Annotated in this window: 15 protein-coding genes; 8 read left to right on the top strand and 7 right to left on the bottom strand. The window is 49.4% G+C overall.

Features of this window, described 5'->3' with window-relative positions; genetic code table 11:
- Positions 1–9: 9 nt before the first annotated feature.
- The gene (locus ACQY6F_RS10610; protein ID WP_428774244.1) at positions 10–567 is read left to right on the top strand and encodes a VC2662 family protein; all 558 of its coding nucleotides are present in this window, start codon (positions 10–12) and stop codon (positions 565–567) included.
- Between the two features lie 91 nt (positions 568–658).
- Here the strand turns inward: ACQY6F_RS10610 and metE are convergent, their stop codons facing one another.
- The gene (metE, locus tag ACQY6F_RS10605; protein ID WP_428774242.1) at positions 659–2,956 is read right to left on the bottom strand and encodes a 5-methyltetrahydropteroyltriglutamate--homocysteine S-methyltransferase; all 2,298 of its coding nucleotides are present in this window, start codon (positions 2,954–2,956) and stop codon (positions 659–661) included.
- A gap of 310 nt (positions 2,957–3,266) precedes the next feature.
- On the opposite strand from metE, the gene metR reads away from it, so the two are divergent.
- A complete protein-coding gene (metR, locus tag ACQY6F_RS10600; RefSeq protein ID WP_428774240.1) occupies positions 3,267–4,178 on the top strand; it encodes an HTH-type transcriptional regulator MetR in 912 nt (303 codons plus the stop codon).
- 43 nt (positions 4,179–4,221) lie between these two features.
- Here the strand turns inward: metR and ACQY6F_RS10595 are convergent, their stop codons facing one another.
- The 3 genes from ACQY6F_RS10595 to ACQY6F_RS10585 all read right to left on the bottom strand — a co-directional run bounded on the left by ACQY6F_RS10595 (position 4,222) and on the right by ACQY6F_RS10585 (position 7,752).
- Positions 4,222–4,416 (bottom strand): DUF4250 domain-containing protein, encoded by a 195-nt coding sequence (locus ACQY6F_RS10595; RefSeq protein WP_428774239.1) that lies wholly within the window; start codon positions 4,414–4,416, stop codon positions 4,222–4,224.
- A 94-nt stretch (positions 4,417–4,510) separates the two neighbouring features.
- The gene (locus ACQY6F_RS10590) at positions 4,511–5,191 is read right to left on the bottom strand and encodes a hypothetical protein (RefSeq protein WP_428774237.1); all 681 of its coding nucleotides are present in this window, start codon (positions 5,189–5,191) and stop codon (positions 4,511–4,513) included.
- A 77-nt stretch (positions 5,192–5,268) separates the two neighbouring features.
- Positions 5,269–7,752 carry an EAL domain-containing protein gene (locus tag ACQY6F_RS10585; protein ID WP_428774236.1) on the bottom strand — a complete coding sequence of 828 codons (2,484 nt, stop codon included), beginning with the start codon at positions 7,750–7,752 and terminating at the stop codon, positions 5,269–5,271.
- 187 nt (positions 7,753–7,939) lie between these two features.
- Here ACQY6F_RS10585 and ACQY6F_RS10580 point away from each other — a divergent pair, with 187 nt between their 5' ends.
- Positions 7,940–10,192, top strand: coding sequence for a YgiQ family radical SAM protein (locus ACQY6F_RS10580; protein ID WP_428774234.1), 2,253 nt, complete (start codon positions 7,940–7,942; stop codon positions 10,190–10,192).
- 86 nt (positions 10,193–10,278) lie between these two features.
- Here the strand turns inward: ACQY6F_RS10580 and serC are convergent, their stop codons facing one another.
- Both serC and ACQY6F_RS10570 read right to left on the bottom strand, forming a co-directional pair.
- Complete coding sequence (gene serC / locus ACQY6F_RS10575; RefSeq protein ID WP_428774232.1) at positions 10,279–11,373, bottom strand: 3-phosphoserine/phosphohydroxythreonine transaminase; 1,095 nt, start codon at positions 11,371–11,373, stop codon at positions 10,279–10,281.
- A gap of 125 nt (positions 11,374–11,498) precedes the next feature.
- Positions 11,499–12,752 (bottom strand): DUF945 family protein, encoded by a 1,254-nt coding sequence (locus ACQY6F_RS10570; RefSeq protein WP_428774230.1) that lies wholly within the window; start codon positions 12,750–12,752, stop codon positions 11,499–11,501.
- A 181-nt stretch (positions 12,753–12,933) separates the two neighbouring features.
- On the opposite strand from ACQY6F_RS10570, the gene ACQY6F_RS10565 reads away from it, so the two are divergent.
- From ACQY6F_RS10565 to ACQY6F_RS10555, 3 genes are all read left to right on the top strand, one after another.
- On the top strand, positions 12,934–14,895 hold the full coding sequence (locus ACQY6F_RS10565; RefSeq protein ID WP_428774228.1) for an ATP-binding protein: 1,962 nt from the start codon (positions 12,934–12,936) through the stop codon (positions 14,893–14,895).
- A complete protein-coding gene (locus ACQY6F_RS10560; protein WP_428774226.1) occupies positions 14,892–15,389 on the top strand; it encodes a response regulator in 498 nt (165 codons plus the stop codon). Before ACQY6F_RS10565 ends, ACQY6F_RS10560 begins: the two co-directional genes overlap by 4 nt.
- A 175-nt stretch (positions 15,390–15,564) precedes the next feature.
- Positions 15,565–16,110: a hypothetical protein gene (locus ACQY6F_RS10555; RefSeq protein ID WP_428774225.1), complete on the top strand. Its 546-nt coding sequence runs from the start codon at positions 15,565–15,567 to the stop codon at positions 16,108–16,110.
- Positions 16,111–16,190: 80 nt separating this feature from the next.
- Here ACQY6F_RS10555 and ACQY6F_RS10550 read toward each other — a convergent pair whose 3' ends face one another.
- A complete protein-coding gene (locus ACQY6F_RS10550) occupies positions 16,191–16,778 on the bottom strand; it encodes a TfoX/Sxy family DNA transformation protein (RefSeq protein WP_428774224.1) in 588 nt (195 codons plus the stop codon).
- Between the two features lie 376 nt (positions 16,779–17,154).
- On the opposite strand from ACQY6F_RS10550, the gene ACQY6F_RS10545 reads away from it, so the two are divergent.
- Positions 17,155–18,072, top strand: a complete 918-nt coding sequence (locus ACQY6F_RS10545; RefSeq protein WP_428774223.1) for an HDOD domain-containing protein — start codon at positions 17,155–17,157, stop codon at positions 18,070–18,072.
- Between the two features lie 34 nt (positions 18,073–18,106).
- On the top strand, positions 18,107–18,681 hold a 575-nt coding region (locus tag ACQY6F_RS10540), incomplete at its 3' end, for a LysO family transporter (RefSeq protein ID WP_428774221.1).

The raw sequence follows: 18,681 nt of genomic DNA, 5'->3' as shown, positions 1-18,681 counted from the left end.
GGAGTCACTATGAAAAAAATTCTCACTACAGCTGCAGTGGTTGCGGCGCTTACTTCAGCTTCTGCTTTCGCGGCGACGCCTGTCATGTTCTCATCAATCAAAAACTTCAACGCTCCGGATGAAAATGCCGTTGCCGGTGTACGCGTAGCGGCACTGCACGGTAAAGTCGCAGAGCTGAAAGGTGTTGATATCGCCGTTGTTGGTCTGTCAGAAACTGACCGCACTACCGGTGTCAACCTGGGTTTCTTCGGTGCTTCCAAAGTTAACACTGAAATGAAAGGTGCTTCTCTGGGCTTCTTCAACTGGAACACCGGCCAGACTACCGGTGTCAACCTGGGTGCCGTAAACATCACCAATAATGTTAAAGGGGCTAACGTGAGCTTCGTTAACTACTCTGAAGGTAACACTATGGTTGATGTCGGTGCAGCAAACCTGTCTGAAACCTCAAACGTTCAGGTTGGTTTCTTCAACAAAACCAAGCAAATTAAAGGTGTACAAGTTGGCCTGATCAACTGTGCAGACAATGGCTTCCTGCCATGTTTCCCTATTGTGAACTTTGCTAAATAACTCGCGTTTTTTTAGCTGATAAGTGATAAGCCGACAGTGATACTGTCGGCTTTTTCGTTTCTGCTTTACTAAGGTTACCCCGATAGCCAGGCTACGCCGTTTCCTCGACAACCAGGTGACGTCGCAATTTCTTGGCGGCCGTAACCATATTGACCAGCGCGGCCTCCGTTTCTGCCCAACTGCGGGTCTTTAGTCCACAATCCGGATTCACCCAGATCCGCTCTACCGGTATCTTGCCAATCGCTTTATTGATCAGCGCTTCGATCCAATCGGTAGTCGGTATGTTGGGAGAGTGAATGTCGTAGACTCCCGGGCCAATTTCATTGGGATAATTGAAGTTTTCAAAGGCGGACAATAACTCCATATTTGAGCGGGACGTTTCTATGGTTATCACGTCGGCGTCCAATTCGGCGATCGATTCAATAATCTCGTTAAATTCGCTGTAACACATATGGGTATGGATCTGCGTCTGCGGCTCAGCGCCTGCCGCCGCCAGTCTAAATGCCTCGGTCGCCCACTTCAGGTATTCCGCGTGAGCGCGTTTCTTAAGCGGTAAACCTTCCCGGATAGCCGGTTCGTCGATCTGGATGATATTGATTCCGGCCTGCTGGAGGTCCGCAACTTCGTCTTTCAACGCCAGTGCCAGTTGTTGGGCAATCTCTTTCCGGCTGATGTCCTCGCGGGCAAACGTCCAGCACAGGATGGTAACCGGCCCTGTCAGCATACCTTTCATCGGTTTGCTGGTCAGTGACTGAGCATAACGGGACCATTCAACGGTAATCGGTTGAGTCCGCTCAATATCGGCCACCACTATCGCCGGCTTAACGCAGCGTGAACCGTAGCTCTGCACCCAGCCGAAACGGGTTGTCTGGAAGCCATCCAGATGCTCGGCAAAGTATTCGACCATATCGTTGCGTTCGGCTTCACCGTGTACCAACACATCCAGCCCCAGCGCTTCCTGTCGTTTCACTGCATCAGCAATTTGTGCTTTAAGGGCACTCAGGTAATCCTGCTGCGACAATTCGCCTTTGCGACGCGCTTGTCGAAGCAAGCGGATTTCACCAGTTTGAGGAAACGAACCAATCGTGGTGGTGGGCAATAGTGGCAACTTAAGCTGTTTGGCCTGTTGCTTGGCCCGCTCAACATAGGGCGCGCTGCGCTGCGCATCACTTGCGACCAATTTACTGACCCGTTGTTGCACATTGGGCTTATTGACTTTGGCATTCTGCTTGCGCGCCCGCAGCGGCTGGCTGTAACGCGAACATTCAGCAAGTGCAGTTGTGTCGCCATCCAATGCCGCAGCCAACAGCTGAACTTCAGCGACTTTCTGTTTGGCGAAGGCAAACCAGCTTTTGCTTTGTGCATCGAGCTCCGTTTCCAGATCCAGATCCACCGGAGAATGGAGCAGCGAACAGGAACTGGCGATCCATAACCGATCTCCCAGTTGCTGTTTAACCGGCACCAGTCGGTCGATCAACGCGTGTAAATCAGCTCGCCATACGTTGCGTCCATTGATCACACCGGCAGAGAGCACCCAATGCTCAGGTAACCGTGCAACAACCGATTCTAGCTGTTCGGGCGCAGCTGCCAAATCCAGGTGCAGGCCATCGACATTCAGCTCGACTATGCTGCTCAAATTGTCAGTCACCGAATCAAAGTAACTGGTTAACAGTAACTTGACGTCACTCTGTAACGCCTGATACGCCGGTTGAAATGCGTCAAGCCAGGCTGAACTCAATTCCAGCCCCAGAATCGGTTCATCAATCTGTACCCATTCGATGCCGAGATCGGCCAGTTTGGCCAAAATCTGTTGGTAAACCGGCAACAGGCGCGGAAGCAGACTCAAGCGCTCAAAATCCGGTTCAATTTCCTTGCCAAGATACAGGTAGCTAACCGGTCCCAGCAGCACAGGCTTTACCTTGTGGCCAGCTTGGATTGCTTCGTCAATTTCTTCAAACAGTTGCGGCCAACTGAGGTGAAACTCATCCTGAGCGCTGAATTCCGGCACTATGTAATGATAGTTGGTATTAAACCACTTGGTCATATCAGACGCGGCAGCGCCCTGGCACTGGCAGCTTTGCTGAGACTGGCCTCGCCCGATGCGAAACAGCGTATCGAGGTCCACTTCGCCGTTTTGATGACGCTCAGGAATATGCCCCAACAACAGCGAAGTGGTCAGAACATGATCGTACCAGGCGAAATCGCCTACAGTGACATAACTCAGCTGCTGCTCTTGCTGCAATTGCCAGTTCTGTTGCCGTAATGCGGCGCCAGTTTCCAGTAACGAAGCCTGATCGGTTTCTCCGCGCCAATATTTTTCCAGGGCAAACTTCAGTTCGCGCTGGGCGCCAACTCTTGGGTAGCCAAGTATATGAGTAGATGTCGCCATGTTGAATCCTTATAACAAGTTGAGAGTTCTAATTGAAATCGGTCCAGATGCGCTCTTTGACATGTAAGTAAAAGATGTCTGGATGGCTAAAATATCAACCCATTCAAGGCGAATCGCAACTGGCTTTTATTCAACTGGTTTATTAATAAAATTCATCTTCAGCTTCAGCTTCACGCCCGATGTTAACAACGCAAACTAAGGACAATAAAAATCTTTTTTAACCACTTTGGACGTCTAGACGTTTACATATCCGTATAAACCAGTTAAGTTGAATCTATTCATGGAACAACGGCTAGCATGAGAGGACTTCATGATCGAGCTAAAACACTTACGGACATTGATGTCATTGCGAGATACCGGGTCACTGACGGCCACGGCGACCAGTTTGCATTTAACCCAGTCAGCGCTGTCACATCAAATCAAAGAGCTGGAGAGCCGCATTGGTGGTCAGTTGTTTTTGCGTAAAACCCGGCCGGTGAAATTTACTGCTGAAGGTGAGATCCTGCTTAAACTTGGCGATGAAATATTACCCCGCATGGCCAAAGCGGAAAACGAGCTGGCCAGCTTAAAGGAAGATGTCAGCGGGCGATTACATATGGCAATAGAGTGTCACTCCTGCTTCCAGTGGCTGATGCCCGCACTGAAGGAATATCAGGTTGCCTGGCCAAGCGTTACACTCGATTTTTCCTCTGGCTTCGGCTTTGAACCATTATCTGCATTGTTGAGCGGTGAATTAGACCTGGTCATCACATCTGATATCCAGCCCCGTTCCGAAGTGCACTACGAACCGCTGTTTGATTTTGAGATGCGGCTGATCACCGCCACCACCCACCCACTAGCCGACAAAGCAGTGATCACGCCACAAGACCTGGCCGATCAGACCATGTTGTCCTATCCGGTGCAAAAACAGCGCCTGGATGTAGTGAAACATTTCCTCTACCCGGCCAATGTTGAACCGCAGAAATGGAAACAGGCAGACAATACCCTGATGCTGGTGCAAATGGTCTCAGCCGGACTCGGTGTCGCCGCCCTGCCCAACTGGGCTATCAATGAATTTTCCCGCCAGGGATTGGTTGTGAGTAAACCGCTGGGTGATGGATTATGGCGCCGTCTGTTCGCCGCCATCAGACAGGGGGATCGCAACAAGCGCTACCTGAAAACCTTCTTTGCGACCGCTCGCCAACAATGCCAAAGCCACCTTGAAGGAATCAAGATGGCCTAAGGCAAGAAACTGAATTGGGTTCGACGCCGTAATCCGGCGTCGTTCAGTGAGATTTAAATTGGTTGGTTAACGGATCGTAGCGATAACCCAAGGCATCGAGTTTATCTACCACGGTATCCATATCCATTTCGTATGTGCTGACCAGCTCATCGAAACTATCGCACTCGAGGCGCAGTTTCTCGTTCACAATGCCGAGCAATATACTGCTATCCAATGCGGTTACATTGCTTAAATCCATGGCTACGCTCCTTTGCTTAACATCTACACTAAGCGTAGCCACAGGTCGCCTTTGCCGCAATGGCGGTCAGCCTACCGGTTTCAAAGAGCTTAAGCTAAACCACAAATACTGGGATAAGCGCCCCCTGCCCCAGTAGTAACATCATTAAACTGATGGTCAGTTGCCATTTGTTGACCGGTTTGGCAGTGAACATGTGCCATCCCCAGACAACCACGGCGCTAATCATCAGTAACAGACCAAACACAATGACTGCCATCGACTGCTGCAGGCTGGCTTCATTTAACTGGTATGCCTGAAGCAGCACCACCAGCGAAGCCAGCATGGCGGCCACGACGCCACTGACAGGAAGAATGCGGTGAAAGGCCTGTAAGCGGGTACGGGCGATGGTCAGTAGCAGATGCGAGAACAGGGCTCCGAGTAGCAGCACATCGACCAGCAGACTAAGAGTCGCAGGCCAGTGCGGCTGTTCGAAAGCTTCAATCACCACATATGCCAGTGCCAGTCCGTTTGCCAGATACATAACCCAAAGCGGCCCCTGGTCGCGCGTCTTTTTGGTTTGCACTTGCGAGTAAAAATAGAATATGGCGAAGACCACCAGAAAGGCCTGAATTTTGAGCGAAGCCACCGCCAACCAGAGCACCCCAAGAGCCGGAAGTACCCGGTGAATTCGACCTCTCTGTCCGGGGCAAATGTCGCCTTTTACCAGAATCAGAGTAAGCAGTAACTGAGCGCCGAGTAACATGGGTGCCAGCAGCGGCAATAAATTTTGAATCATGACTGACCAGTAAGGTTGGAAAGGTTATTGGTAGCGGATAATAGCAAATTGCACGCATCGCTGCACCAGTCACAACTTTACGCTTCAACGCCACCGATCAGAAATAGCAGTGCGTCATTTTGCTCCAGTAAACCACGATAGCAACCCTCTTCATCAATCAGTATCCACGGAAACTGCGGAAACTCTTTTATCAGTTCGCCCAGCGCCTCCAAAGGCGTGTCATAAGCGACCGAAGTGACATCGGTCGACATGATCCTATTGGCCGGTTTGCGCCATACTGAGGCTTCATAGGTTGTTTCGTGGTCACTGCCCATCGCTGGAGTCAGATGCAAATTCAGGTCTGCCTGGGTGATGATCCCGACACAGATGTCATCAGTGACTACCGGCAGGGCACAATTGGGCCGGGCTTTCATATATTCGAAAGTCAGAGATAATGGTTCACCTGGGTCCAGGCGGCGTACACCGGGATGGGCGATGCTTTGTAACGTTCCCTCAACGGCAGCGGCAGGCACATCAAACAGTTCCAGCGGTAATTCATCCCGATAACCAAGTACCTCATCCAGCCGTTCAATGGGCTTGGGTTTAGCAAAAAAGAACCCCTGCATATAATCGATGCCAAGTGATTTCAGAATTCTCACTTCATCCAGTGTCTCAACACCTTCTGCAACCACTTTTACATTCAGCTTATGCGACAGTTGCGTAATCATTTTGACGATGTTGTAGGTATTGCTTTCCGGGTGAATACCATGGACAAAGTCGCGATCAATTTTCAGGATATCGAAATGACAGTCACTGAGATAGTTGAAGGAGGAATAGCCGGTCCCAAAATCATCAATCGCGATGCTTACCCCCATATCACGTAGCTGTTGCAAAGCGCTCGACTGTGTCGACTCACTATCAAAATAAGCACTTTCTGTCAGTTCTATGGTGACATCTTCGGGCTTCGAAGCATTCTGGTTGATGATATCCAGTGTTTTGGTCAACAGTTCTGTGGCACTCACTTTGGCATTCAACGAACGGTTAATCGAGATACCTAGCTGTGCGCCGTATCGGTGCTGGATTTCCGCCAATCCGGCCAGTGCCATCTCGGCCACCGTATTGTCCATTTCGACCACCAGATCCAAATCTTCTGCAATACTGACCATCTGCTGAGTATCATAAGGTTCGCCCTGTTCATCGACGAACCGGCACAAGGCTTCAAATTTAGTGATCAGCCAGTCACTGGTGTCGATGATCGGCTGATAGTAGACCTGCAGCTGATATTCCTTAATAGCATTGGCGACTGCATTTTCCAATATGCGCCGGTGCATGATGGATTCATGGATTTCACGGTGAAAAAAACTGATATGGCTATCCTGCCCCGAGTGCATCTCCAGCATCGCCTGAGTCGCGTGGACGACAGCAGCCTCTGCAGAGTTAGCATCATAGCCGATGACAGAGACCCCGATACGGCCAGACACTAAGCAACGATGTACTTCCTCGCTGCTATCTCGTTTAATTTCCTGGAAGAATTTTCGAATCGCCAGCTGAATGCCACGGATTTTACCCACCTCTTTCTGCGGGTAGGCCTCCACACAGACTGCAAACAGGTTATTGGCAAAGTACCCGGCCAGACTTGCGCTGTGATTTTGTGTCAAAGCATCAGCAACTCGCTGTTTTAGCTCATGGTTCTGCTCTTCGATATTGGAATTGAACACCAGGAATATCTTTTGGGTCTGGTCTCTGATTGCGCACAATTGTTTCGCCAACTGCATAAATTTCTGCTTGGTCGGCAACTGCGTTAACAGCTCTACGCCACCATGGTCTTTATCGGCGATTCGGCCTGGATTATTGGATAGATCGACCGACATCCCCAGGTAGACATATTTATTTTTGCCAACGGGTAATCGCTGAATAGTCAGCTCCTGAGGAATCACCGCGCCACTGGCGGTCCGGCTTAGCAGTGCGCCAGACCAAAAGCCCTTATGGCGGATATCTTGCCACATCGCCTGGTAAAATTCCGGAGAATGCTTATCAGCATTGAATATTCTGGTTTTCAAACCGATGATTTCATTACATCGATAGCCTGACTGCTGCTCAAAGTAATGGTTACACGCCAGGATACGGGTCTCGTCATCCGTTAATATGATGCCGTGATGTGGATTATCGAATATCGCTTCAAACACGTTTGCGATCGCCAATTGATTCGGGATCAGAATTAGCGGTCTCAGCGTACCCTGAATCAGGTCCGGTTCGATTTTTTCAAACGTCAGTTCTGCGTAAGCAATTAAGTCCTGATTGGGTAATAAACTACAATTCGCATGTTGAAAACCACCGTTTTTGACCACATCCATCATCAGCGCTTTGACTGAGCGCTGGCCTTTTTTGGTCAAATACTGAAGGATATCGTACAAAGAATTGAGTGGCTTTTCTGGCGCAAGAAGTTGGCTGAAAGCGTCGGAATCATGCTGGAACTGTTTGGTCGACAGCCGATATTGCCATTGCAGCACGGGATAAGGCGGCTCAGGCACAGCTTGGCCGATATCGGTTAACAGCGTTTGTTGTAGCGAGAGTTCGTTCATTCTCACTCCTACACCAATTGACAATTGTTTTAAGTCTTATTAACCCAACTATAGGCGACGAAATACTCTTTTGTTATGAAGTAGTTAAAATTTATCGACAATCTCCGTATTTTAACCGGTAAGATAGGTCTGGCTAGTCACAGAGCAAGCCGGTATAATTCGCGCTCGCTAAAATAGAGGTTAATTTATGTACACTGATATCACCCCCATTTACGAATACAAAAAGTATTGGGCCGAGTGTTTCGGAACCGCGCCGTTTCTGCCAACCAGCCGCAAAGAAATGGACGCATTAGGTTGGGATAGCTGTGACATCATCATAGTGACCGGCGATGCCTATGTCGATCACCCGAGTTTCGGCATGGCGATCATTGGTCGTTTGCTGGAAGCGCAGGGATTCAGGGTTGGAATTATTGCCCAACCAGAATGGCACAACAAAGATGCCTTCATGCAGCTGGGTAAGCCTAACCTGTTTTTCGGCATTACCGCCGGCAACATGGACTCCATGATTAACCGCTATACCGCCGATCGTAAACTGCGTCACGATGACGCCTACACGCCAAACAACGAAGGCGGCAAGCGCCCGGACCGCGCGGTACTAGTCTATTCACAACGCTGCCGTGAAGCCTTTAAAGATGTACCTATTGTACTTGGCGGTATAGAAGCCAGCCTGCGCCGCGTCGCGCATTATGACTACTGGTCAGACAAAGTCCGTCGTTCGGTCCTGTTTGATGCCAAAGCCGACATCCTGCTGTTTGGTAACGCAGAACGTGCCCTAGTGGACGTCGCACACCGACTGGCAGACGGCGAGCCAATCTCCGCCATGACCAACATTCGTGGCACCGCGGTTAACCTGCCTCAGGAGCCGGAAAACTACACCATTATCGATTCGTCACGGATCGAGAAACCGCGTAAGCAGGCATTTGTCGCGCCGAATCCGTATCAGACTGAGACTCAGTGCGACACAAAATCAGAACAGGCCGAAGCCCAGCCGATTACCATCAGACCTTCTCGTCACGATGCGGCGACCACCGCTGTGCGGCTGCCACCTTTTGAAAAGCTAAGTAACGATCGCATCTTGTATGCCCACGCCAGCCGGGTATTGCACCTGGAGACCAACCCTTATTCGGGCCGTGCGCTGATCCAGCGCCACGGAGACCGCGAACTTTGGGTAAACCAGGCGCCGATTCCACTGACGACCGAAGAGATGGACTACGTGTTTGGCCTGGCTTATGCCCGGGTGCCCCACCCTATGTACGGCAAAGCTAAGATCCCGGCCTATGAGATGATCAAAACCTCGGTCAATATCATGCGCGGCTGTTTTGGTGGCTGTTCATTCTGCTCGATCACCGAACACGAAGGTCGCATCATCCAGAGCCGCTCAAAAGAGTCGATTATTAATGAGCTGGAAGAGATCCGCGACAAGGTTCCCGGCTTTACCGGAACCATCTCAGATTTAGGTGGCCCAACGGCCAATATGTACCGGTTGGGGTGTAGCGATCCAAAAGCCGAAGTGAACTGTCGTCGGCCATCCTGCGTGTTTCCCGGTATCTGTAACAAGCTGAATACCGACCATAAACACACCATCGACCTGTATCGTGATGCGCGCAAAGTCGATGGAATCAAGAAGGTGATGATCGCCTCCGGCGTTCGTTATGACCTGGCGATTCGATCGCCGGAATATGTCAAGGAGCTGGTAACGCACCACGTTGGCGGCTACCTGAAAATTGCCCCGGAGCACACTGAAACCGGACCGCTGGATCTGATGATGAAACCGGGCATGGGAACCTACGACACCTTCAAGGAAATGTTCGAAAAATACAGCAAAGAAGCAGGTAAAAAGCAGTATCTGATCCCTTACTTTATCTCGGCGCACCCGGGCACCGAAGATGAAGATATGCTCAACCTGGCGCTGTGGTTGAAAAAGAACAATTTCGAGTGCGATCAGGTACAAAACTTCTACCCATCTCCGATGTGTAATGCGACCTCGATGTACTACTCCGAGACAAACCCGCTGAAGAGGGTTAAGTACAAAAAACGGGAAGTGGTGCCGGTAGCAAAAGGAGACCGCCAACGTCGTTTGCACAAAGCATTATTACGTTACCATGATCCGGACAACTGGCCATTAATTCGGGAAGCCTTGATCAATATGGGCAAAAAATACTTAATCGGCGATAAGCCTAGCTGCCTGGTACCAGCGGAAGACATCGATGCACGTACTCCGGCTCAACGACGTAAATCGGGCCGTCACGGCGCCAATCGTTTCGCCACCAAGCACACTAAGACGCAACCTGGCTATAAGCCATTGCAACAGGGCGGCAAACGGGGTGAATCCGAACCGCAGGGCGACCGACCGTCGAAACCAGGTCAAAAGCCGCGCAGACATTCAAATACCCCTGCCGCGCAGCGCAGCAGCCCGAAGCGTCGTGATGCAAGACGCTGACCGGCCCACAGCGGCTAAATAACGGCTTAGCAACAGAAACTAAAAAGCTCACCATAAGGTGAGCTTTTTTCATTGCTTGACGGTGCTTAGCGATTCGTCTGTTCGAACTCACGCATGAATTCAACCAACGCTTTAACACCCTCAATTGGCATGGCGTTGTAGATAGATGCCCGCATACCGCCAACCGCACGGTGTCCTTTCAAAGCAACCAGACCACGCTCTGCCGCTTGTTCAAGGAAAAGGCCATCCAGCTTAGGCTTAATCAACTGAAACGGCACGTTCATGCGGGAACGGTTGTCCGGGTGGATATCATTTTTGTAAAACGGCGACTGATCGATGTAATCATACAGGATGGCCGCTTTCTCTCGGTTCACCTGCTCCATCGCCGCAACTCCGCCCTGCTGTTTCAGCCACTGGAACACCAGACCAGACAGGTACCAGGCAAACGTAGGCGGCGTATTAAACATCGAGTCTTTTTCTGCCAGCACTTTGTAATTAATGAAGCTTGGCAGTACATCGCTGGCCAATCCGAGTAAGTCGTCTCGAACGATGGCGATACAGATGCCCGCCGGACCGATGTTCTTCTGCGCACCGGCATAAATCACGCCGTACTTAGATACGTCGATTTCACGTGACAGGATGTTGGAAGACATGTCGGCAACGATCGGTTTATCTGTCTGCGGCAACTCACTGATTTCAACACCATCAATGGTTTCATTAGGACAAAAGTGAACATAAGCTGCATCTGGGGCGATTTGCCACTCTGCCGCCGGTTTTACAGCAGTTTTGCCGTCTTTTTCCGCTTTGGCGTTAAACACATCGACCTGACAATATTTTTTAGCTTCATCGATCGCACTTTCCGCCCAGTAACCCGCATCGATATAGGTGGCTGTCTGGTGACTTCCCAACAAGTTCAGTGGCACCGCAGCAAATTGCGCCCGCGCACCGCCCTGACAAAACAACACCTTGTAGTTATCAGGAATATTGAGCAGATCACGCAGATCCTGCTCTGCCTGTTCTGCAACCTGGATAAATTCTTTGCTGCGATGGCTGATTTCCATCACGGATGTACCCAATTGGTTCCAGTCGACAAATTCTGCTTGCGCTTTTTCCATCACCGCTTTCGGTAGCGCTGCCGGACCTGCACTGAAGTTGTATATCTTTTCCGCCTTAGACGACATGAGTTTCCTTGCTCCTGTGATCGAGATATTAATGTGATTAATACCACGTTTGTCAGAATAAAAATAGATAAAAGAGGCGGGTTAACCTCAATTATCTATCAAACGGGTTAAAAGCTAAGTTAAGTTTACATCACCACCGGCAACATCAGGCTGACAATAGGGATTCTCGGCCCGTTTTCAAAGCGTAAATGGCCGTTTTCCACATCTGCCTTGATGTGATAACCCCGTTCGGTTTCACGGATCATTTCCATAATAATCCCTTCATCAATGCCCTGTTGGATAAACGGATACTGCTGGACCAGTTGCTGGGAAATAAAACTCTCTAACGAGCCGGTTAAGGCTGGCAAAATTTTCTCCGGCTGCTGGGCGACATTATCCGTTCCTTCAGGTACTCTCAGGTTGATATTGGAACTGAACACACCCTCCCCGAGTTTCAGGGCCATCTTGTTGAGTGACACATAGAATCCTTTGGCAAACAGGCTTTCAAGCAGCGGGACCGCTTGCTGTATTTCCGCTTCCGACAGCTGGCCACTGTTTTGGTACAGACTCAGGAGCTGGGAAAAAGCTTCAGCATCTAAATCTCCCAGGCTGAAATCAAAATTAATATCCGTCAACTGACCCTGTGCGGAATTGAACTCAGCAACATCAAGCACATGACGACTGTCCAGGCGCTGATTGGCTGCATTCTGGCTAGACTCAAACTGGTACTTTACGCCACTAATGCGCATTTTTTCGGCCAGTTGTTCATCGATAACCGTCAATTGTTCCAACGTGACCGTCTGATCACCGAGCCAGAAATTATTAAGACGCTTACCTTCTCCAACGCCGGTCATTCCGGACACTTGCATCGCCTCACCATTACCAAACTCCAGGTGCAGCGAAGGCATATCAAACTGATACGAGATTTCGCCCAGGACGGTTGTCTCTCCTGTCAGGCTAATCGGTGTATTTGATACGGTCACGCCATCTGCGTCAGCGTAGTTCCAGGAGTCCAACTGCACATCAAAGCGGGTATTGCCGTTCAGTTGCGTAACCGTATTTAATGTCAACGGCATATCATCCAGCTCCCGTACGTGTGACTCCGCGGTAAGGTCAAACAAACCGTGGCTAACGTTACTGACAACGGTCAGTTCCGTCGGTAAACCATCTTGTTCAAGCTGCTCGATAAGTTCCGGGTCATTGACGATATAGCGAGTGGTCACCTGAGAAGATAAATAACCACGTTGATAACTGACGACTTCGGTTTTTACCGAATCACTGGAAATTTGCCCAATGGCATCATGAATCACCCGCTCACCGATCTGGCCTACTGCCAGCGGCCAGCACAGTGCCAGCGAGATGACACCACCAATGGCGCCAATTTTCTTTAGTTGTTGCATATCGTTCACTTTGATGAATTTCTGTTGTCTGCTCAGTGTACATCAAACCGGTCGCAACATTGAGTTAAATCAGTGCAATAACGGTTACTTGCCAGCCTGGGATAATTCTTCAACCCAGCTCTCAACATCCCTTGGTATTAGTTGCTACATTGTTTGCAATCTTAGAGGGTTAGAGGTCATAGTGAACCAGTACGCATTACTCTGTTTAGATAACAACCCCATTGGTATTGAGCAGTTATCGGCTCAACTGCGCCAGTTTTCCACTAAATTTGACTTATATGCTGCCGAATCACTGGAAGACGCCAGCGCAACGCTGGAGTTTTGCGAACAGAACAACCAGACGGTGGCACTGGTTATCGCCAGCCACCATGAAAACTTCAACGGTGCTGACTTTCTGATCCAACTGGATAAATCGCCGCATACCAAAAGCGCTCGTAAAATCCTGATCAGCTGCGGCCAGGACATCCAGGCTATTCTGGCGGCAGTGAATGAAGGTCGCTTGGATCACTGCCTGACCAAACCAGTACCGGACCAGCTTATTAGCCAGACAGCCAGAAAAGAGCTGACCACTTTTATCCTGGAACAAGAGCGGGACAACTTGCTCTCATATAGCCCGGTACTCGATCAACCCAGGCTGTTGCGCGCCCACATAGAGCAGAAAATGCGCAGCTATCGGGAAGGATTTATCACCGAGCACCACACTTTAACGGATGAAGAACTGGCGCAGAAAGTCATCAATGCGCTGCACAAGTTTTTCGACCAGGAGGATGAAACCCGTGCCTGCCGTACCTATTCAGCCGATCATCTGCTCACCAAAGAGGGAGAAGACAACCGCTACCTCTGGTTTATTACTTCCGGTGAAGTGGCGCTGTATAAAAAAGACGAGCTAGGAGTACAACGAGAAGTAGTCCGCTACGCCAAAGCGAATATCGTCGGCGGTATGTCGTTTGTTACCGGCGAGCGGTCATTTTCTACCGCGATCACCCTCACCCGTACCGAGGTGATTAAATTGGATCGCAACGTGTTTGCCAAAGTGATGCACTCCAATACCGAACTGCTTCCGCTATTTACTAACCTGCTGTTACGTCACTTCAACCGGCGCCTGCAGCGCAGCATAGTCACGAAAATGCAGCTGCAAAAAACGTTGGAATCGCTGGAATCCGCCCACCAACAACTGATCGAACGGGAAAAGATGGCCATGTTGGGACAACTGGTGGCCGGCGTAGCACACGAACTCAATAACCCGATCGCGGCGATATTGCGAGCCAGCGAAACCCTGACCAATAAGTTAGATACGCTGATCCAACGTCCAGAGCCCTGCCCTTATCCGGACAAAGCCGTTGAAATCACCCATCGGGCGCTACTGTCCAATCCGCGCTCCACCGCAGAAGAGCGCGGCCTGACCAAACAGGTTGAGCAATCCGTCAGTGAACGCAGGCTGGCCAAAAAACTGGTCCGGCTCGGGCTGGAGCAGGATAACGTCTTGCTCGATTTGGCCCGAACCAATCCGCAACAAGCGCAGCAGACCATTGACGATCTGGACAACTACTACCTGGCGGGGTCGACTTTAAGGTCAATCAAAGTCTGTGCCCAACGCATTGCTGACATGGTGAAGAGCCTGAAAGGTTATTCCCGTCCCGATGATGAACAGCTCCACCTGGTCGATATACATGAAGGCATAGAAGATACGCTGGTGATCTTTGAAAACCGGCTCAAAATGCATCAGGTTGAAAAAGTTTACGCCAAGTTGCCTGAGATTTTGTGCCAGCCCATTGCCCTGCAGCAGGTATGGACCAACCTGATCTCCAACGCGCTCGATGCCATCGAGGACAAAGGCCAGATCACTATCTCGACAGAGCAAATCAATCGGAACGGCCAGCCATGGGCGGTCATTAAGGTTAGAGACAACGGTTGCGGGGTGCCGGATGCCCTCAAGCATCAGATTTTTGCCCTAAACTTTACCACCAAAAAAGAAGGCAATTTTGGCCTGGGTATCGGGTTGTCCGTTTGCCAGCAAATTGTCACTCAGCACGGCGGTACTATAGAGGTTAACTCCACACCTGGTGAATACACGGAAATGCAGGTGTGGCTTCCCATTCATAACCATCACAACGGTGAAAAAACCACAAGGAATCCAACATGAACAAATACCTGATATTGTGTGTCGATGATGAGCGCGAAGTGCTTGACAGCGTTATTCAAGATCTTGACTGTTTTGAGGATCACTTCCAGTTGGAAGCGGCGGAGTCGGTTGCCGAAGCCAGAGAGATTATCGACGACTGTCAGCAAAGTGGCACTTCTCTCGCGCTGATTCTGTGCGACCACATTATGCCCGACCAAACCGGCATCAGCTTTTTGATTGAGTTGAATCAACAGCCGGAAACACAAAATGCACGCAAGGTATTGTTAACCGGTCAGGCCGGCCTGGAAGACACCGTTGAAGCGGTCAACCACTCCAGCCTGGATTTTTACGTCGCCAAGCCGTGGCAAGGTGACCAGTTGAGAGAAGTGATCAAACATCAGTTAACTGAGTACGTTATTGCCAATGACGAAGAACTGATGCCTTGGGCACAAGTGTTAGAAACAGAGGCTATTTTTGACGCAATGGCAAAAAAACGCATGACTTTTGGTGAATAGCCGCTTTTGCCATCATTCCCATGGCACATCTTGCTCAAAATGTGAGCAGACAGCAAAACAATGACAAAATATTGATGAATCCAGATTGAGATGCTTTAAGATAGGGACATTCGATGTCAGGGCCTTCACGGGCTTAAGACCAAGGAAAATAACAGGAAATAGGTTTATCGTGCATATGCGTAAGACAATCATTGCAGCAGCTTTGCTGATCGCATCCGGCCATTCACTGGCGGCAACTGATCCCAACTCACCGACTGTCATGAGTAACTTCAGTTACGACTACATTGAAGCACGTATCGGTGTGGGACCAACCACATTCGGTGCGGCAATGAGTAAATCCGTGCATCCTAATGCTCACCTGGTGGGCCGAATCGATTCAAAATTTGAAGGTGATTACGACTCTGCGGTCGGTTTTGGTTTCCACGCTCCCGTCAATAACTGGGCTGATTTTACCGGTGAAATGCTGTTCCGCGGCGTATCAGAACGCTCCAAAAGCAGCCACACTGGTTTGGAAATGAACCTGGGTGTGCGCCAATGGTTAGGTCCTCAGTTGGAAGTTGGTGGTAAAGTAGGTTATGTATCCATCAAGGAAGAAAAAGACTGGCTGGGTAACGTTTACGCGCGCTTCCACTCAACTGAACTATTCTCAATCGCTGGTGAATTCCGTATTAATGATTTTTACGGTGACCAGGTGATGATGACCACTCGCTTCAAGTTTTAAGCGACCGATAACAAGAAAGCCAAGTGTCGTCACTTGGCTTTTTTAATTTGATTTTGTATCGAGATTAATCGCGTATATCGTTAGCGACACTGCTCCAGCAGTTGGCGCTTCTTCGGTTCCTGAATCAATTCCCAGTGAATCCCTTCGATCGCTCCGGCAAATTTCCACAGCACTTTCAAATCAATATCAGTGCCGTAAGTCTGGCGTACCCGACGGTAGACCGCGGGGGCTCCTAAGCGTTTGAACGTGTCCACATCGGCAATCCCTGCTTTTTTCACCATACGCTCCAGGGTTAGTTGCATGTTAGGCAGGTCGCGCAGACGCAAACGGGTTACAGATTTTTTATGATTGCGCTGATGCACAGAAAAGTGGATAGACTGTTTAACCAGATTAATCAGGCGAGGATCGCGGTTGAGAAAGAGAGTGGTCACATCGTAGTAGTTCACTGTTGCGGTCGATTGCTTTTTCACGTGACGATATTTTTCACATCCCAACTTACCGTATGAATGATCTAGCTCACCACCGCCACGCCAAAAAACCTTGTCACCACTTATCAGGGCAAACATGGCTTCATCTTTAAATAAACCGGTACCGCCAAACATTGAACGAGACTGAAACGCGTCAATCTTATCCACGAAGGTTTTGAACTTTTGTTCTGTCATATCCATTGATCCTCTAATCAGCCCCGATTATTGGTGATCACCAGATAGCAGCAGAAACAGCGATATAAAAAACAAATGATGTGGCCGACGTAATAGTTATGATTGAGCTGTCGTACCTTTGATTTATGTCTCTAATGATAGTTATCGATTCAAAATAAGTCTGGTCACAGATCACATCGTTGTAAATGAAACTGATAACACGTGCGTCACATATCGCATTAGTCATGAATATAGATAACAATTTTGATAACCAATTCGTGGTTATTTTATCTAATAAATAAACACTTTTGTCCGATGCCCGATTTCCAATTCAACGTTGTTGCCTATTTCGCATTAGAGCAGTTACACTCGGATGAGAAAACTTATAAGAACCTATCAATCTATGAATCATCTATCTTTTTACTGGTTGCCGGATAATCGCGAACTACTTTTAAAGGGGATTGAGACAGAATTTTTTCAGTTGGTTGAGAAATCAGTATCGACAGGCAAAATCAGTCTACCCCCTATTTCTGAGGTGGTGCTCAGAATTCAGAAACTCTCAACAATGGAGTCAACCTCTATTGTTGATATTGCCGATAGCTTACTCGAAGACCCAGGCTTAGCCGCTATTGTGGTAAGAGTGGCAAACTCGGTGATTTTTAATCGTCGTAACATTACCTGCACCGATCTGATCACGGCAGTTTCCCGCCTTGGCATTTTGAGGGTAAGGGATATCGTCACCGCTCAGGCAGTAGAACAACTGAAATACTCGGTCAACATGGGTCACGAATGTAACCATGTATTAAAGCAAAGTGCGATCAACTCCCGCGAACTTGCCGCCACTATGGTGATGGTAGTACGCGCTTTCAAAGATAATGATCCGCAATATCAGTATCTGGAAACAGACAAGGCGATGCTGATAGGGTTTCTGGCCGACATCGGGCTGTTCTGTATCGTTAGTGAATATCATCACTATCTGAAACAGGGCAACTACCTCGATATCACCATCGCGCTGCAGCTTTTTGAGCGGTTGTGTGCCAATACCAGCCAGCTAGTACTCGAGAGTTGGGGGTTTGATCAGGATTTCGTCGAAGTGGCGACCAACCGTTCACTCACTGAGCCTGAAAATGAAGTCACTTATCTCGATGTGGCCCGTATCGCTCACCATCTGCTAATGTTCCGTCGCCATGACAGCGAGATAGACGAACATTTTGTTGAACTGAATTTAGCGGGCGCAGATGTACTGTACAAGTTGACTAATTTAAGTGATAGTGACTTCCAAATTCAATTGGACGAAGTTATAACTGCCAGCGGACTGTAAAGCGGCATTCGTCACCAGCCCAATAAGGTAGGTCATGTTTTCAGGGATGATTTTTATCTTTGCCCCACTGGTCGTGGGGTATCTAATATCTATTGCCAATCAATCCTGGTTGGATCGCATTAACCGAACCACCTCCCAGCTTATTTACGTCATTCTCTGCCTGATGGGACTGAGTCTGGCAGCGCTGGACAATTTAGGTGAAAACCTGCAGACAATCATCAAATATGTTGCGGTATTTTTCACCTGTCTGGGCGGTTGTAACCTGGCGGTGTTGCCGCTGGTCGACAAATGGTTACCGGTGAAGACCGATGACAAACAACACGCATTTCCCCTCTCAGCGATGGCGATGGAATCGCTGCGGCTGATCCTGGTCGTAGGCGCAGGCTTGCTCGCCGGGCTGCTGCTTCCAATGCCACTTGGCTGGGTCGACAGTGCCAGTGAGTGGATACTGTTCGTGTTGCTGTTCTTTATCGGAATCCAGCTTCGCAACAGCGGTCTCACCCTGCGTCAGATACTGGTTAACAAGCACGGTATGGTCATAGCCCTAGTGATTATTGCCAGCTCTATGCTGGGCGGCCTGCTGGCGGCCTGGATACTCGATATCGCCCC

Source organism: Vibrio sp., from assembly GCF_050299255.1.
In the GTDB taxonomy this organism is placed as follows: Bacteria; Pseudomonadota; Gammaproteobacteria; order Enterobacterales; family Vibrionaceae; genus Vibrio.
This window is presented reverse-complemented; position numbering and strand designations above follow the sequence as displayed.

Coding starts and splice junctions, on each gene's coding strand:
- ACQY6F_RS10610 (WP_428774244.1), top strand. CDS start 10: ATGAAAAAAATTCTCACTACAGCTGCAGTGGTTGCGGCGCTTACTTCA.
- metE (WP_428774242.1), bottom strand. CDS start 2,956: ATGGCGACATCTACTCATATACTTGGCTACCCAAGAGTTGGCGCCCAG.
- metR (WP_428774240.1), top strand. CDS start 3,267: ATGATCGAGCTAAAACACTTACGGACATTGATGTCATTGCGAGATACC.
- ACQY6F_RS10595 (WP_428774239.1), bottom strand. CDS start 4,416: ATGGATTTAAGCAATGTAACCGCATTGGATAGCAGTATATTGCTCGGC.
- ACQY6F_RS10590 (WP_428774237.1), bottom strand. CDS start 5,191: ATGATTCAAAATTTATTGCCGCTGCTGGCACCCATGTTACTCGGCGCT.
- ACQY6F_RS10585 (WP_428774236.1), bottom strand. CDS start 7,752: ATGAACGAACTCTCGCTACAACAAACGCTGTTAACCGATATCGGCCAA.
- ACQY6F_RS10580 (WP_428774234.1), top strand. CDS start 7,940: ATGTACACTGATATCACCCCCATTTACGAATACAAAAAGTATTGGGCC.
- serC (WP_428774232.1), bottom strand. CDS start 11,373: ATGTCGTCTAAGGCGGAAAAGATATACAACTTCAGTGCAGGTCCGGCA.
- ACQY6F_RS10570 (WP_428774230.1), bottom strand. CDS start 12,752: ATGCAACAACTAAAGAAAATTGGCGCCATTGGTGGTGTCATCTCGCTG.
- ACQY6F_RS10560 (WP_428774226.1), top strand. CDS start 14,892: ATGAACAAATACCTGATATTGTGTGTCGATGATGAGCGCGAAGTGCTT.
- ACQY6F_RS10555 (WP_428774225.1), top strand. CDS start 15,565: ATGCGTAAGACAATCATTGCAGCAGCTTTGCTGATCGCATCCGGCCAT.
- ACQY6F_RS10550 (WP_428774224.1), bottom strand. CDS start 16,778: ATGGATATGACAGAACAAAAGTTCAAAACCTTCGTGGATAAGATTGAC.
- ACQY6F_RS10545 (WP_428774223.1), top strand. CDS start 17,155: ATGAATCATCTATCTTTTTACTGGTTGCCGGATAATCGCGAACTACTT.